Source organism: Cupriavidus sp. 10L45 (assembly GCF_056395225.1).
Genome location: NZ_JBFTJC010000010.1, coordinates 165,018 through 180,608 on the forward strand (window position 1 = coordinate 165,018; position 15,591 = coordinate 180,608).

The 15,591-nt window shown below is 67.8% G+C and carries 17 protein-coding genes; 7 read left to right on the forward strand and 10 right to left on the reverse strand.

The features are described from left to right. Positions 1–21 precede the first annotated feature (21 nt). The 4 genes from AC1DFU_RS19075 to ubiA all read left to right on the forward strand — a co-directional run bounded on the left by AC1DFU_RS19075 (position 22) and on the right by ubiA (position 2,932). Entirely contained in the window at positions 22–978 is a 957-nt protein-coding gene (locus AC1DFU_RS19075) for a LysR substrate-binding domain-containing protein (protein ID WP_092298869.1), read from the forward strand. Between the two features lie 201 nt (positions 979–1,179). Further along, positions 1,180–1,374 carry a hypothetical protein gene (locus AC1DFU_RS19080; RefSeq protein ID WP_092298872.1) on the forward strand — a complete coding sequence of 65 codons (195 nt, stop codon included), beginning with the start codon at positions 1,180–1,182 and terminating at the stop codon, positions 1,372–1,374. Positions 1,375–1,464: 90 nt separating this feature from the next. Beyond that, complete coding sequence (locus AC1DFU_RS19085) at positions 1,465–1,950, forward strand: Dps family protein (protein WP_092298875.1); 486 nt, start codon at positions 1,465–1,467, stop codon at positions 1,948–1,950. 88 nt (positions 1,951–2,038) lie between these two features. Beyond that, positions 2,039–2,932 (forward strand): 4-hydroxybenzoate octaprenyltransferase, encoded by an 894-nt coding sequence (gene ubiA, locus AC1DFU_RS19090; protein WP_092298878.1) that lies wholly within the window; start codon positions 2,039–2,041, stop codon positions 2,930–2,932. Between the two features lie 43 nt (positions 2,933–2,975). Here ubiA and proC read toward each other — a convergent pair whose 3' ends face one another. Further along, positions 2,976–3,806: a pyrroline-5-carboxylate reductase gene (gene proC / locus AC1DFU_RS19095; protein WP_092298881.1), complete on the reverse strand. Its 831-nt coding sequence runs from the start codon at positions 3,804–3,806 to the stop codon at positions 2,976–2,978. Between the two features lie 80 nt (positions 3,807–3,886). After that, the gene (locus AC1DFU_RS19100; protein ID WP_092298884.1) at positions 3,887–4,576 is read right to left on the reverse strand and encodes a YggS family pyridoxal phosphate-dependent enzyme; all 690 of its coding nucleotides are present in this window, start codon (positions 4,574–4,576) and stop codon (positions 3,887–3,889) included. Between the two features lie 65 nt (positions 4,577–4,641). Between AC1DFU_RS19100 and AC1DFU_RS19105 the strand changes: the two genes are divergently transcribed. The 3 genes from AC1DFU_RS19105 (at position 4,642) to AC1DFU_RS19115 (ending at position 7,396) form a co-directional block, all read left to right on the forward strand. Further along, on the forward strand, positions 4,642–5,685 hold the full coding sequence (locus AC1DFU_RS19105; protein WP_092298887.1) for a type IV pilus twitching motility protein PilT: 1,044 nt from the start codon (positions 4,642–4,644) through the stop codon (positions 5,683–5,685). A 15-nt stretch (positions 5,686–5,700) separates the two neighbouring features. Then, positions 5,701–6,840, forward strand: coding sequence for a PilT/PilU family type 4a pilus ATPase (locus AC1DFU_RS19110; RefSeq protein ID WP_092298890.1), 1,140 nt, complete (start codon positions 5,701–5,703; stop codon positions 6,838–6,840). A gap of 61 nt (positions 6,841–6,901) precedes the next feature. Continuing rightward, a complete protein-coding gene (locus tag AC1DFU_RS19115; protein ID WP_092298893.1) occupies positions 6,902–7,396 on the forward strand; it encodes a glutathione peroxidase in 495 nt (164 codons plus the stop codon). Between the two features lie 24 nt (positions 7,397–7,420). Here AC1DFU_RS19115 and AC1DFU_RS19120 read toward each other — a convergent pair whose 3' ends face one another. From AC1DFU_RS19120 to AC1DFU_RS19155, 8 genes are all read right to left on the reverse strand, one after another. Continuing rightward, positions 7,421–8,113, reverse strand: coding sequence for a helix-turn-helix transcriptional regulator (locus tag AC1DFU_RS19120; protein WP_092298896.1), 693 nt, complete (start codon positions 8,111–8,113; stop codon positions 7,421–7,423). A gap of 112 nt (positions 8,114–8,225) precedes the next feature. Then, positions 8,226–8,951: an LrgB family protein gene (locus AC1DFU_RS19125; protein ID WP_092298899.1), complete on the reverse strand. Its 726-nt coding sequence runs from the start codon at positions 8,949–8,951 to the stop codon at positions 8,226–8,228. Next, positions 8,948–9,337 (reverse strand): CidA/LrgA family protein, encoded by a 390-nt coding sequence (locus AC1DFU_RS19130; protein ID WP_092298902.1) that lies wholly within the window; start codon positions 9,335–9,337, stop codon positions 8,948–8,950. The genes AC1DFU_RS19125 and AC1DFU_RS19130 overlap by 4 nt, the downstream gene beginning before the upstream one ends. 198 nt (positions 9,338–9,535) lie before the next feature. Further along, positions 9,536–10,786, reverse strand: coding sequence for a glycolate oxidase subunit GlcF (gene glcF, locus AC1DFU_RS19135; protein ID WP_092298905.1), 1,251 nt, complete (start codon positions 10,784–10,786; stop codon positions 9,536–9,538). A gap of 28 nt (positions 10,787–10,814) precedes the next feature. Further along, the gene (glcE, locus tag AC1DFU_RS19140) at positions 10,815–11,921 is read right to left on the reverse strand and encodes a glycolate oxidase subunit GlcE (RefSeq protein ID WP_441592279.1); all 1,107 of its coding nucleotides are present in this window, start codon (positions 11,919–11,921) and stop codon (positions 10,815–10,817) included. Positions 11,922–11,961: 40 nt separating this feature from the next. Beyond that, on the reverse strand, positions 11,962–12,924 hold the full coding sequence (locus AC1DFU_RS19145; RefSeq protein ID WP_092298912.1) for an ion transporter: 963 nt from the start codon (positions 12,922–12,924) through the stop codon (positions 11,962–11,964). A 60-nt stretch (positions 12,925–12,984) separates the two neighbouring features. After that, entirely contained in the window at positions 12,985–14,493 is a 1,509-nt protein-coding gene (locus tag AC1DFU_RS19150) for an FAD-linked oxidase C-terminal domain-containing protein (RefSeq protein ID WP_092298915.1), read from the reverse strand. Between the two features lie 195 nt (positions 14,494–14,688). Next, positions 14,689–15,579, reverse strand: a complete 891-nt coding sequence (locus tag AC1DFU_RS19155) for a LysR substrate-binding domain-containing protein (RefSeq protein ID WP_092298918.1) — start codon at positions 15,577–15,579, stop codon at positions 14,689–14,691. Positions 15,580–15,591: the final 12 nt, after the last annotated feature.

Genomic DNA, 15,591 nt, shown 5'->3' on the forward strand with positions numbered 1-15,591 from the left:
CCTAACCGAACCTGATAAGTCATGACGCTCACCGAACTCAAGTACATCGTCGCCGTGGCGCGCGAGCGCCATTTCGGCCGGGCGGCCGAGGCGTGCTTCGTTTCGCAGCCGACGCTGTCGGTGGCCATCAAGAAGCTGGAAGACGAGCTGACCGTGCAGATCTTCGAGCGCGGCACCTCCGAGGTGTCGGTGACGGCCATTGGCGAGCAGATCGTGGCCCAGGCCCAGCGCGTGCTGGAGCAGACCATGGCCATCCGCGAGATCGCCAAGCAGGGCAAGGACCCGCTGGCCGGGCCGCTGCGCGTGGGCGTGATCTATACGATCGGGCCGTACCTGTTGCCGATGCTGGTCAAGCAGATGATCGGCACGGTGCCGCAGATGCCGCTGATGCTGCAGGAAAACTATACGAACAAGCTGATCGAACTGCTCAAGCAGGGCGAGATCGACTGCGCGATCATGGCCGAGCCGTTCCCGGATTCGGGCCTGACCGTGCGCCCGCTGTACGACGAGCCCTTCGTGGTGGCCGTGCCGCGCGGCCATCAACTGGCCGAGCAGCGCAGTGTCGATCCGGACGAACTCAAGCAGCAGACCATGCTGCTGCTGGGCAGCGGGCACTGCTTCCGCGACCACGTGCTGGGCGTGTGCCCGGAGCTGTCGCGCTTCTCGCAGGCCGCCGACGGCATCCAGAAGACCTTCGAAGGGTCGTCGCTTGAGACGATTCGCCATATGGTGGCCAGCGGCGTGGGCATTACCGTGCTGCCGCGCACCTCGGTGCCCGACCTGAAGCCGCGCAACGACATGCTCGCCTACGTGCCCTTCGCCGATCCGGTGCCGGACCGCCGCGTGGTGCTGGCGTGGCGCAAGAGCTTCACGCGCCTGCCCGCCATGGAGGCGCTGGCCAATGCGGTGGCGGCGTGCGACCTGGCCGGCGTGAGCCGGATTGGCGACGCGGCGTCCGTGGAAGCGGTGGCCGCCTGAGCGGATTCTCACGACATCCACGTCGACATCGATCACGGCAGGGGCGCTTCCCTGCCGTTTTTGTTTGCGCCGCATCGAGACATAGCCAATCGCTATGCAATAGGTTGATATTATCGAATGTGAAGTTCGATAGATTTTCCTATACTTCACTCATCGACACCCCGCCTGCGGGGCATCCACCGACTGAAGCGGAGAAACACCATGACGATGCTCGACCTGTTCGTGACCGAATTCCAGCAACTGCGCACGGCCGCCGACGAGGGTCCGCGCACCGAGGAGGCCAGCCGCCTGCGCCGCAAGGTGGTGCGCAAGGAGATCGGCATGGCCATCGTCGCGCTGGGTGCGATGGCGATGTTCTTCCACGCGGCGCAGGGTTTTGCCTTCCTCGGCACATAAAGCTAATGCGATAATGGCCGCCGACTGCCCCCCGACAATCTGAATGGCGTGGGCTGGATTCCTCGTGGCTACAAACGGAGCTGAACGACCATGGCAAAGAAGAATGAGATGAGCGTGAACATCGGCATGTCCGACAAGGACCGCAAGAAGATTGCGGAAGGCCTGTCCAAGCTGCTGGCGGATACCTACACCCTCTACCTCAAGACCCACAACTTCCACTGGAACGTGACGGGGCCGATGTTCAACACGCTGCATACGATGTTCGAGACGCAGTACACCGAGCTGGCGCTGGCCGTGGACGCCATCGCCGAGCGGATCCGCGCGCTGGGCTACCCGGCACCGGGCACGTACAAGGAGTACGCGAAGCTGTCGTCGATCGCCGAGGAAGAAGGCGTGCCCGACGCGACCGAGATGATCCGCAAGCTGGTGGAAGGCCAGGAAGCCGTGGTGCGCACCGCGCGCTCGCTGTTCCCGGCCATCGATGCAGCGGGCGACGAGCCCTCGGCCGACCTGCTGACCCAGCGCATGCAGACGCACGAAAAGACCGCGTGGATGCTGCGCGCGATGCTGGCCTGAGTCTGTCTGACCAGCGCACAACGCGTCACGGCTATCCACGCCGCGACGCGTTTTTTGTTTTGTCTCGCCAGAAGTGAACGCAGTCCCCATGTCCGAACATTCCGCCGCCCCGCCGCAACCCCGCCGTCCCGGACGCCTCGCGCTCTACGCGCGGCTGGTGCGGATCGACAAGCCCATCGGTACCCTGCTGCTGCTGTGGCCCACGCTGTGGGCGCTGTGGATGGCTGCCGAAGGGCCGCCCGCCTGGGGTATTTTCTGGATTTTCTTCGTCGGCACGTTCCTGATGCGCTCGTCGGGCTGCGCCATGAACGACTGGGCCGACCGTGACTTCGACAAGCATGTGAAGCGCACCAAGGAGCGGCCGCTGACCGCTGGCTACATCGCCGGCTGGGAGGCGCTGGTGGTGGCCGCCGTGCTGGCGCTGGCGGCGTTCGCGCTGATCCTGCCGCTGAACGGGCTGACCAAGGCGCTGGCCGTGGTGGCGGCCGTGGTAGCCGGCACCTATCCGTTCTTCAAGCGATTCTTCGCGATTCCGCAGGCCTACCTCGGCATTGCCTTCGGGTTTGGGATTCCGATGGCGTTCGCGGCGGTGCAGGGGGAGGTGCCCCCCGTGGCGTGGCTGATGCTGCTGGCCAACGTCTTCTGGTCCGTGGCCTACGACACCGCCTATGCGATGGTCGACCGTGACGACGACCTGCTGATCGGCATCAAGACCTCGGCGATCACCTTCGGTCGCTTCGACGTGGCGGCGATCATGCTCTGCTACGCCGGCTTCCTGGGCCTGATGGCCTGGGCTGGCGCGCTGCTGGGGCTGGGCTGGCCGTATTACGCCGGGCTGGTGGGGGCGGCCGGTCTGGCCGGCTACCACTACACGCTGATCCGTGACCGCGACCGCATGAAGTGCTTCGCGGCGTTCCGGCACAACAACTGGCTGGGCGGGGTGGTGTTCGCAGGAACGGCGCTCGCCTACTGGCTGAAGTAAGCGGCCGTTCAGCGTTGGTCCGGACTCCCGCCCGGACTATTCCTCAGTCCTTGCCGAACTCGGCGCCCATCTCGCGGCCCCGGGCCGCCGCCGCGTGCATGGCGCGGACGAAGGCGTCCTGCATCTTGTCCGCGTCCATCGACGTCAGCGCCGCGTAGGTCGTGCCGCCCTTCGATGTCACGCGCTCGCGCAGCAGGGACACCGGCTCCGACGACTCGGCAGCTAGCGCGGCCGCGCCCCGGAACGTCTCCACGCCCAGCTGGCGGCCCTGTTCGGCGGTCAGGCCCATCTCCTTCGCCGCGCGCTCCATGGCTTCGATGAAGTAGAAGACGTAGGCCGGGCCGCTGCCCGAGAGGGCCGTCACGGCGTCGATCTGGTTGTCGTCATCGACCCAGACGCACTGGCCCACGGCTTGCGCCACAGCCGTGGCGATGGCGCGGTCCGCCTTGCTCAGGCCCGGCGCGGCGGCCAGGCCGGTCATGCCCATGCCGGCCAGCGCCGGGGTGTTGGGCATCGCCCGTACCAGGCGCGAGGTGCCCAGCCAGCGGCCCATGTCCTGGAGCCGGATGCCGGCCGCCACGCTGATGATCAGATTGCCCTGGCTGGCGCCCAGATGCGGCACGAGCGGCGCCACGGCGTCGCGGAACTGCTGCGGCTTGACCGCCAGCACGATGACGTGGCTGGCGCCGAAGCGGGCGTCCGGCGCGGCCTGGGTCCGGACGCCGAGCGTCTGTTCCAGCCGCTGGCGGGCATCGTCCGACGGATCGATGACGCAAATGGCGCGCGCGGGCACGCCGCGGGCCACCAGGCCGCCGATCAGGGCGGAGGCCATGTTGCCGCCGCCGAGGAAGCCGAAGGTGAGCGTATCGAGCATGTCTTTCCTTGTCTTTTCCGAATGTTGCCGGGTCGATGCGTGTCGCCCGGCGTTCTTGTGGGTGGGGGGGCGCTGCGCCGTCAGGCGCGCGCGCCGAAAATCGCGGTGCCGATGCGCACCAGTGTGGCGCCCTCGGTGATGGCCGCGCCCATGTCCGCGGACATGCCCATCGAGAGCGTGTCTACGTGTAGACCGGATTGCCGGAGTTGATCAAGCAACCCGCGCAGCGCCGCGAACGGCCGGCGCTGGGCCTCCGGGTCGTCGGCCGGCGCCGGAATCGCCATCAGCCCGCGCAGCCGCAGGTTCGGCAGGGCGGCGATGGCCTGCGCCAGCGGCAGTACCTCGGCCGGCGCCACGCCGCTCTTGCTGGCCTCTTCGCTGATATTGACCTGGATGCAGACCTGGAGCGGCGCCATGCCCACCGGCCGCTGGGCCGACAGCCGCTCGGCGATCTTCAGCCGGTCGATGGCGTGGACCCAGTCGAACTGCTCGGCCACCGGCCGGGTCTTGTTACTTTGCAGCGGGCCGATGAAATGCCAGGCGATCCGGTCGCGCAGGTCGGCCAGGGCGGCGATCTTGTCGAGGCCTTCCTGGACGTAGTTTTCCCCGAAAGCGGCCTGCCCGGCCTGGAAAGCCGCCCGCACGGTGGCCGGCGCGACGGTCTTGGAGACGGCCAGCAGGGTGACCGCGGACGGGTCCCTGCCGGCTTGTTGTGCAGCCGCCGCGATGTCATTTAGCACGGCTTGCAAGTTGGCGGCGATTACAGACATAATCCGGCGGACATACCAAAGAAGTACACAACAACAAGTCGTATATTAGGGTGGGGTCATTATAGATGGACATCGCGCAGCTATTGGCTTTTGCGGTCAAGAACAAGGCATCCGATCTCCACCTCTCGGCAGACATGCCGCCGATGGTGCGTATTCACGGGGATATGCGGCGGATCAACGTGGCGGCCATGGGCCACAAGGACGTCCACGCCATGGTGTACGACATCATGAGCGACGTTCAGCGCAAGAGCTACGAAGAACGCCTCGAGGTCGACTTCTCGTTCGAGATTGCCGGCCTGTCACGGTTCCGGGTCAATGCCTACACCACGCAGCGCGGCTCCGCCGCCGTGTTCCGGACCATTCCGTCGAAAGTCCTGACGCTCGATGACCTCCATGCACCGGCCGTGTTCGCGGACCTCTGCATCAAGCCACGCGGTCTCGTGCTCGTGACCGGGCCGACCGGCTCGGGCAAGTCGACCACGCTGGCGGCCATGGTCGATCACCGCAACGACAACGACATGGGTCACATCCTCACGGTGGAAGACCCGATCGAATTCGTCCACACCTCCAAGAAAAGCCTGATCAACCAGCGCGAACTGGGCCCGCACACGCATTCGTTCTCGAACGCGCTGCGCTCGGCGCTGCGTGAGGATCCGGATGTGATCCTGGTGGGCGAATTGCGTGACCTGGAAACCATCCGGCTGGCGCTGACCGCCGCCGAAACCGGCCACCTGGTCTTCGCCACGCTGCACACGAGTTCCGCCGCCAAGACCATCGACCGGGTCGTGGACGTGTTCCCGCCCGAGGAAAAGGACATGGTGCGGACCATGCTGTCGGAATCGCTCGAGGCCGTGATCTCCCAGACGCTGCTCAAGACGCGCGACGGCAACGGCCGGACCGCGGCGCACGAGATCATGATCGCCACGCCCGCCATCCGCCACCTGATCCGCGAGAACAAGATCGCGCAGATGTACTCGATGATGCAGACGTCGAGCGGTATGGGCATGCAGACGCTCGACCAGTGCCTGAGCGACCTGATCAAGCGTGGCATGATCAACTACAACGACGCGCGGGCGATTGCCAAGAATCCCGACGCCTTCATGGGCTAAGGGGAGGCCGACGCCATGCTCGACCGCGAATCCGCCGCGAAGTACATCAACGACCTGCTGGAGCTGATGGTCAACAACCGCGGCTCGGACCTGTTCATCACGTCCGAATTCCCGCCGGCCATCAAGGTGGACGGCAAGATCACGCCCGTCTCTCAGCAGCCGCTCAACCCGGCGCAGGCGCTGGGCCTGGTCCGTTCGATCATGAACGAGCGCCAGGTGAAGGAATTCGACGAAAGCCGCGAGTGCAACTTCGCGATTACCGCGCCGAACGCCGGGCGCTTCCGCGTCTCGGCCTTCATCCAGCAGGGCAAGGCCGGCATGGTGGTGCGGACGATCAACACGCGCATTCCGTCGGTGGAAGACCTGGACCTGCCCACGTCGCTCCATGAGATCGTCATGGCCAAGCGCGGGCTGGTAATCGTGACCGGCGCCACGGGCTCGGGCAAGTCCACCTCGCTGGCGGCCATGCTCGACCACCGCAACGCGCACTCGTACGGCCACATCATCACGATCGAGGACCCGATCGAGTACGTGCACGCGCACCAGAACTGCGTCGTCACGCAGCGCGAGGTCGGCATCGACACCGAGTCGTGGCACGTGGCGCTGAAGAACACCCTGCGCCAGGCGCCGGATGTGATCCTGATCGGCGAAATCCGCGACCGCGACACCATGGAATACGCGATGCAGTACGCCGAGACGGGCCACCTGTGCCTGGCCACGCTGCACGCCAACAACGCCAACCAGGCCATCGACCGGATCATCAACTTCTTCCCCGAGGAGAAGCGCCAGCAGCTGCTGATCGACCTGTCGCTGAACCTCAAGGCGATGATCTCGCAGCGGCTGCTGCCGCGCGCCGGCCGCAAGGGCCGCGTGCCGGCCGTGGAGATCATGATCGGAACGCCGCTGGTGGCCGACCTGATCTTCAAGGGCGAGATCCACGAGCTCAAGGAAGTTATCAAGAAGTCCCGTGAGCAGGGCATGATCTCCTTCGACCAGGCGTTGTTCGAACTGTACGAGGAAGAGAAGATCGCCTACGAGGACGCGCTCAAGAACGCCGACTCGCTGAATGACCTGCGCCTGATGATCAAGCTCCACAGCGCCCGCCACCGCGACGCCGACCTGGGTGCCGGCACCGAGCACCTGAACGTCATTTGATCGGACGACCGGCGGGCGCGGTATGCTCGCGGTTGTCTGCAATGCATTCTCCGGAGCCGCCATGAGCAACGTCTACCAGTTCGAAGCGAAGTCCCTGTCCGGCCAGCCGGTGCCGCTGGCCGATTTCCACGGCAAGGTGCTGCTGATCGTCAACACGGCCAGCGAGTGCGGCTTCACGCCCCAGTACGCCGGGCTGGAGGCGCTGCACGAGGCCTACGAGCCGCGCGGCCTGGCGGTGCTCGGCTTCCCCTGCAACCAGTTCGGCAAGCAGGAGCCGGGCGACGCGGCGCAGATCGGCCAGTTCTGCGAGACGCGCTTCCAGGTCAAGTTTCCGATGTTCGAGAAGATCGAGGTCAACGGCGCCGGTGCCCATCCGCTCTACAAGTGGCTGACCTCGGAAAAGCCCGGCGTGCTCGGCACCCAGGGCATCAAGTGGAACTTCACCAAGTTCCTGCTGCGCCGCGATGGCACGGTCTTCAAGCGCTACGCACCGACGACCAAGCCCGAGGACATCCGCGCGGATATCGAGACGCTGCTGAGCGATCCGGCAGCCTGATGGGTCAGCCGGGCCTGACTGGCCTCAGCCCGGCATATCGGACTGCACCGCGCGCAGGAAGCCGTTGAGCGAGCGGTCCGGCGTCTCGTGGAATTGCTCGTCGAGGATCTCGATGGTGCGGCAGCGGTCCAGCCGGAAGCTGCGATAGTCGGACCGCGCCGTGCACCACGCCGCCAGCAGCCAGACATTGCCCCAGAAGAACAGCCCCAGCGGCTGCACCACGCGCTCGGTGACGCGCTGCTGGGCATCGATATAGTCGAGCCGCAGCAGCCGTTGCGCGCCAATGGCGCCATGCACGGTGTCGAAGGCCTCGCGCACGGCCGGATGGTTGAGGTACTCGGGCGCGAAAATCCGGCTCTGCTGCGCCGCCACGCGGCGCGGGGGCGGCAGGGCGGCCATCAGCTTCTCCAGCGCCGGATCCGCCGCCGCGGCCAGCGCGCCGCCGCCCCAGGCCTTGAGCAGGCGCAGGCCGGCGACCATCGCTTCCACTTCCATCGCGGTGAACATCAGCGGCGGCACATCGTAATCCGGCCGCAGCCGGTAGCCGATGCCAGCCTCGCCCTCCACCGGCACCCCCGACAGCGACAGCGCCTGGATGTCACGGTAGACCGTGCGCTCGGACACGCCCAGCCGCTGCGCCAGCAATGCCGCCGTGGTCAGCCGGCGGCCACGCAGGACCTGCACGATCTGGAAGAGGCGGTCGGCACGGCGGCTCATGGGCTGGGGAAGAATGAAGGAGGCGGGGGGCCGGATGGGCGCATCATGCCCGCCGGCTCCTGACAGCGTACTGTCAGGAGGGTGTCAGGGGTGGCAGGGGAACCCGCCCCGGTCAGTGGGGCATCCATGCCGCCAGCACCGGCACCACGATGGCGGTCAGCACGCCGTTCAGGCCCATGCCCAGCGCGGCGAAGGCGCCGGCCTCCTGGTTGACCTGGAACGCGCGCGCCGTGCCGATGCCGTGGGCCGCCACGCCGGTGGCGAAGCCGCGAATCACGTAGTCGCGCACGCGCAGCATGTTGAGCAGGCCGGTGGTGCTGACCGCGCCGATGATGCCGGTGGCCATCACCAGCACGGCCGTCAGCGAGGGCAGGCCGCCGATCTTCTCGGACACCCCCATGGCGATCGGGATCGTGACCGACTTGGGCGCCAGCGAGCGCACCACCTCGGGCGACGCCCCCAGCGCGTAGGCGATGCCCACCGCCGACACCACGGCCACCAGCGATCCCGCCACCAGCCCGCAAAGCAGCGGGAAGACGTGCGCGCGCAGCTTCGGCAACTGGGTGTAGAGCGGCACCGCCAGTGCCACCGTGGCCGGCCCGAGCAGGAAGTGGACGAACTGCGCCCCGTCGAAGTAGGTCTTGTACGGCGTGCCGGTCACGGTCAGCACGGTGACGAGGATGGCCACCGAGATCATCACCGGGTTGGCCAGCGGCGAGTACCGCGCGCGCTCGTAGATCCGGAACGCGAAGACGTAGGCGATCAGCGTGGCGGTGAGCCCGATCAGCGGGCTGGCCGACAGGTAGACCCAGATCTCGTTCAGACGCGGCGACATCATGGCTGCGCCCCGCTATCGGCAGCTTCGGCGGCTTCGGCCTGGGGCGGCGCCGGCTTGCGCATCAGCGCCCGGGTGACCAGCGCGGTCACGACGATGGCCAGCCAGGTGGAGATGACCAGCGCGACGACAATCGGCATCCATTCGCCGCCAATCCGGTTGGCGTGGACCATGATGCCGACGCCGGCCGGCACGAACAGCAGCGACAGGTGCTTGAGCAGCTCGCTGGTGGTGTTCTGGATGATGGGGAGCAGGCGGTTGTCGAAGACCAGCCAGCCGAACAGCAGGAGCATGCCGATCACAGGACCGGGCACGGGCAGGCGCAGCGCGTAGCTGATCACCTCGCCCACGGTCTGGAAGACCAGCAGGATGGCAAACGTCTGGAGCATGGGGGCGCATCAGGGTCGAAATGTGCCGACATGGTACTCCGATGGCGCGGGCCGTGTTTTGCTCCCCTCTCCCTTTGGGAGAGGGCTGGGGGAGAGGGCTGGGGGAGAGGGCAGGCGCATCCACGAAGCGTCACCGCGCAGTTCGCTCAATCCCTCTCCCCCGACCCCTCTCCAACAAGCGGGCGAGGGGAGAACTCCCTACGCGCAGACCATGCGCTCCACCAGTTCCACCCAGTGCATCACCGGCGTGTCGGTGCCGCTTTGCAGGTGCGTGATGCAGCCAATATTGGCCGAGACGATGGCATCGGGCGAGGAGGCCTGGAGCTTGGCGAGCTTGTCGTCGCGCAGCGGATAGGACAACTCCGGCTGCAGCACCGAGTACGTACCCGCCGAGCCGCAGCACAGGTGGCTGTCGGCGCAGAGCCGCACCTCGATGCCCAGGCCGGTCAGTAGCGCCTCCACCTTGCCGCGGATCTGCTGGCCGTGCTGAAGCGTACAGGGCGGATGGTAAGCCACGCGCCGGCCCTCGCGCGGCACGGCGCCGGCCAGCTTGTGCAGGTCGTCGGCGAAGTCGGGCAGGATCTCGGACAGGTCGCGCGTCATCGCCGAAACCCGTGCCGCGCGCTCCGCGTAGGCGCGGTCGTGGCGCAGCAGGTGGCCGTAGTCCTTCACCATCACGCCGCAGCCGGAGGCCGTCATGACGATGGCCTCCGCGCCGGATTCGATATAGGGCCACCAGGCGTCGATGTTGGCGCGCATATTGTCCAGCCCGCCGTCGTGGTCGCCGGTGTGGAAGCGGATCGCGCCGCAGCAGCCGGCCTCGCTCGCCACCACCAGTTGCACGCCGAGCTTGTCCAGCACGCGCGCGGTGGCCACGTTGATGTTGGGCGACATCGCCGGCTGCACGCAGCCGTCCAGCAGCAGCATCTTGCGGGTGTGCGTGGTGCGCGGCCACGGCCCCGTCGGCGAGGTGATCGCCGGCAGCTTGTTGCGCAGCGCCACCGGCAGCATCGGACGCATCATCTGGCCGAGCTTCAGCGCCGGGCCGAACAGCTTCGGCCGGGTCAGCCCCTCGCGCAGCAGCCAGCGCGCCATCCGCTCTTTTGCGGGGCGGTGGATGCCTTGCGCCTCGAGTCGCTCATCCACCACCTTCCGGCCGATATCGACCAGCCGCCCGTACTTCACGCCGGACGGGCAGGTCGATTCGCAGTTGCGGCAGGTCAGGCAGCGGTCCAGGTGCAGCCGCGTGCTTTCCGTCACGGGCTGGCCCTCGAGCATCTGCTTCATCAGGTAGATGCGGCCGCGCGGGCCGTCCAGCTCATCGCCGAGCAACTGGTAGGTGGGGCAAGTGGCGGTGCAGAAGCCGCAGTGCACGCACTTGCCGACGATGGACTTGGCTTCTTCGCCTTCGGGCGTGTTGCGCAGGAATTCGGCCAGTGTGGTTTGCATGGTTCGGGGGGCTTGGGCGGTGGGCGGCTCAGAGGCCGGTGTACAGGCGCTGCGGATTGAAGATGCCGGCGGGGTCGAAGGTGGCCTTCAGCCGCTTGTGGATGGCGGCCAGCGGGGCCGACAGCGGCGTGAACACGCCGACTGCCTTGTCGCCGTTGCGGAACAGCGTGGCGTGGCCGCCGGCAGCCTGGGCGATGGCGCGCACCGAATCGGCCGAGACCGTGGCGGGGTCGCCCTCGGGCGCCAGCCACCAGCGCTGGCCGCCGCCCCATTCCACAAGCTGCGTGCCGGGCAGGTCCAGCGGCGGGGCGATGGGCGGCACGGCAATGCGCCACAGCGCGCGACCATCGTCTTTGGTGGGGGCCGGGGCGAAGAAGGGGTGGGACTGCTCGCGCAGCGCGGCCCAGAGCGCGAGCGCCTCGCCGGGCTCGACGCGATCGCCGCCCAGCTTCTCGCACGCGGCGCGCACGGCCGCCGTGGCGCCCGAGAGCCGCACGTCAAGCACGCCGTCCTGCCACGCCGACGCCGCGATCGGCAGCGGCTGGCCGCCCCAGCGGTTCAGGCGCTCGATGGCTTCGGCCTGCGGCAGCGCAAAGCGGAGCGTGGCGTCGTCGAACGGTATCGGCAGCACCTTCAGCGAGACCTCCAGGATCAGGCCGAGCGTGCCGAGCGAGCCGGTCAGCAGCCGCGAGACGTCATAGCCGGCCACGTTCTTCATCACCTGCCCGCCGAAGTTGAGCACCTCGCCGCGCCCGTCCATCAGCTGCACACCGAGCACGAAATCGCGCAGCGCGCCCACCGACTGCCGGCGCGGGCCGGACAGCCCGGCCGCCACGGCGCCGCCCAGCGTGGCGATGCCGGGCGCGGCGAAATGCGGCGCCTCGAAGGCCAGCATCTGGCGACGTTCGGCCAGCGCGGTCTCGATCTCGGCCAGCGGCGTGCCGCAGCGTGCCGTGACCACCAGCTCCGCCGGGTCATAGTCGACGATGCCGGCGTGCGGGCGCGTGTCGAGCACGGTGCCGACCAGCGCCTGGCCGTAGAAGTCCTTGCTGCCGCCGCCGCGCAGGCGCAGCGGGGCGCGGCTGTCGCCGGCCTGGCGGATGGCATCGCGAAAGGCGTCGAGTGTGGCTTCCATATGGGGGACCCTTGGCGTTTTTTGTTGGGTTGTCGTCGAATCAGGGCTGGCGCGGCGGCGTCTTGCCGGGGCCGCCGAGATCCTCGAACCCCGTCGGGTTCTCGACCTGATAGGGAGGCAGCACCGTCCCGCAATGCTTGCAGAAGCCCGCGTCGGGGTCGTGCCCCTCGGTCAGGCAGTGCTCGCAACAGCGCGTGGTCAGCGGCCGCCGGATGATGCTGGCCGCCAGTTCCGCGCCGACGATGCCGGTCGGGAAGGCGATGATCCCGTAGCCGAGCAGGATGGTCAGCGAGGTGATGAACTGCCCGATGGGCGTGCGCGGCACGATGTCGCCGAAGCCGGTCGTGGTCAGCGTGACGATGGCCCAGTACATGCTGACCGGGATGCTGGTGAAGCCGTGCCGCGGGCCTTCCACCACGTACATGATCGTGCCGAGGATGATCGTGATGATGAACACGGTGCCCAGGAACACGAAAATCTTGCGGCGGCTGTTGGACAGCGCCATGGCCAGGATCTGGGCTTCCTCGAAATAGACCGTGAGCTTGAGGATCCGGAACACGCGCAGCAGCCGCAGCAGCCGCACGTCGATCAGGAAGGCCAGTTCTGGCACGAAGAACGCGGCCCAGGTCGGGATGATCGAGATGAAGTCGATGATGCCGAAGAAGCTGAACGCGTAGCGCAGCGGCCGGCGCACCACCAGCAGCCGCATCACGTACTCGGCCGTGAACAGCAGCGTGAACATCCACTCCAGCAGCGTGAACGCCAGCCCGGCGCGCGCGTTGATCGACGGCACGCTGTCCAGCATCACGATGGCCACGCTGGTCACGATGGCGATCAGCAGCACGATGTCGAACAGGCGCCCCTGGCGCGTGTCGGCCTCGAAGATGATCGTGTACCAGCGCTGGCGCCAGCCGGCTTCGGGCTGGCCCAGGCGCTGCCGGGTGCGCGCGTTGAGGAAGCGCTCCTGGCGGGCGTCCCGTTGGTGGGTGTTGGGGTTGGGCATGGGTGGCGATGGTGAGCGGGTAGCGGTGGGGCGCGTGGCCCGCCCGGTACCCGCCCGCGCTCAGAAGCGCGGCAGGTCCGGATGCGGCAGCAGGCCGCGCCTGACGTGCATCTTGCCGTACTCGGCGCAGCGCGCCAGCGTCGGGATGGCCTTGTCCGGGTTCAGCAGCCGGGCCGGGTCGAAGGCGGCCTTCACGCCGAAGAACGCATCGCGCTCGGCCGGCGAGAACTGCACGCACATCGAATTCAGCTTCTCCACGCCCACGCCGTGCTCGCCGGTGACGGTGCCGCCCAGTTCCACGCAGGACTCCAGGATGTCGGCACCGAACAGTTCGGCGCGATGCCATTCGTCGAGGTCCTCGCCGTTGAACAGGATCAGCGGGTGCATGTTGCCATCGCCGGCATGGAAGACGTTGATGCAGCGCAAGGCGTACTTGCGTTCCATCGCCTCGATCCGCTTGAGCAGCGTGCCGATGTGCTTGCGCGGGATCGTGCCGTCCATGCAGTAGTAGTCGGGCGAGATGCGCCCGGCGGCCGGGAAGGCGTTCTTGCGCCCGCTCCAGAAGCGCAGCCGTTCGGCCTCGCTCTGCGACACCGTGATCCGCGTGGCGCCCGAGCGGCGCAGCACCTCGCTCATCCGCTCGATCTCCTCGGCCACTTCCTCGGGCGTGCCGTCCGATTCGCACAGCAGGATGGCGGCGGCGTCGAGGTCGTAGCCCGCCTTGACGAACTCCTCCACGGCGGCCGTGGCGGGCTTGTCCATCATCTCCAGGCCGGCCGGGATGATGCCGGCGGCAATCACGTCGGCCACGGCGTTGCCGCCTTTTTCCACATCGTCGAAGCTGGCCATGATGACCTGCGCGAGCTGCGGCTTGGGAATCAGCCGGACCGTGATCTCGGTGGCGACGGCCAGCATGCCCTCGGAGCCGATCAGCGTGGCCAGCAGGTCCAGGCCCGGCGCGTCGGGCGCCTCGGAGCCGAAGACCACCACATCGCCCTCCATCGTCACGGCGCGCACGCGCAGCACGTTGTGCACGGTGAGGCCGTACTTGAGGCAGTGCACGCCGCCCGAGTTCTCGGCCACGTTGCCGCCGATGGAGCAGGCGATCTGCGAGGACGGGTCGGGTGCGTAATAGAGATTGTGCGGCGCGGCGGCCTCGGAGATGGCGAGGTTGCGCACGCCGGGCTGGACCACGGCGGTGCGCGAGTAGGAATCGACCGAGAGGATGCGCTTGAACTTGGCCAGCGACAGCACCAGCCCGCCGGCGATGGGCATCGCCCCGCCCGAGAGGCTCGTGCCGGAGCCGCGCGGCACTACCGGCACCCCGAGTTCGTGGCACAGGCGCAGGATGGCGCAGACCTGTTCCTCGGTGTCGGGCAGGACCACGGCGTCGGGCACCTGGCGGTAGGCGGCCAGGCCATCGCACTCGTACGGCACGGTGTCCTCGGCCTTCCAGAGCACGGCGGCAGGCGGGAGGATGCGGGCCAGGCCGGCCAGCAGCGCGGCGCGGGGGCCGTCGGCCTGCGTGGCAGCGCCGGCCAGGGTGTGGGCGTCTTGCGGGGCGTTCATGGCAACTCCTTGACGAGCCGGCCGCCGCGCATCGCTTCACGCACCCGGCCGGGACGGCAGACTATAGCGCAGGCCCCCTGCCACGGGAGCCTTCGCCCACGTGAATTCGGCATGGCAAGCCGATCAAAACTGCTCATGCCATGCGCCCCGGCCCGGCTGGCGCGCGCTTCTCTCTCCAGCCTAGTGGCCCGGACGCTACCAGTCCAGCCCGAGCAGCCAGTCGACGAAGTAGCGCGCCTCTGGCTGGAGCGGCGCTTGCTCGCGCTCGACGATGTAGTAGCCGTGCGGCGAGACCGATTCCACATCGAGCAGCTTGACCATCTGTCCGGCGGCCAGCCACTGGCGCGCCATGCGCTGGCGCACCAGTCCCACGCCCTGGTTCGAGACGATGGCTTCCAGCATCAGGCCGATATCGTTGAATTGCGGGCCGGTCTGGGGCTCCGGCCAGTCGAGCCCGGCGGTCTCGAACCACGGCCGCCACGGCTCCAGCGGACTGCGCAGCAGCACGAGGTTGTGCAGGTCGTCTGGCTTGGCGATGGCGCGCCCGTTGACCCGCTCGTAGTACTCCCGCCCGCACGCCGGAAACACCGGTTCGACTAGCAGTTTCGTGGTTTTGAGGCCCGAATAGCGTCCCGTGCCGTAGCGGATCTCGACATCGGTGTCCTCGGCCTTCACATCGAGGAAGGGCACGGACAGGTGCAGTTCCAGGTCGATATGGGGGTAGAGCGCGCCGAACTCGGGCAGGCGCGGCACCAGGTGCTGCCGGCCGAACGTCGGCGGAATGGCCACCCGCAGCCGCGTGCGCAGCTTGTTGTACTCGGGGCGGGCCAGTTCGTTGAGGGACTTCAGCGCGTCCTGCACATTGCGCTGGTAGCGCGTGCCGGCGGCGGTGAGCCGCAGCGCGGCGTTGGAGCGCACGAACAGGTCGTCGCCCCATAATTCCTCCAGATTCTTGATGCGGTGCGAGACCGCGCTGGGCGTGACGGACAGTTCTTCCGCCGCACGCGCGAAGCTGCCAAGCCGCGCGGCGGCCTCGAACGCGATCAGCAGGTGCAGGGGCGGGACGCGGTGGAACACCGATGCCATGGCGCGGGCCCC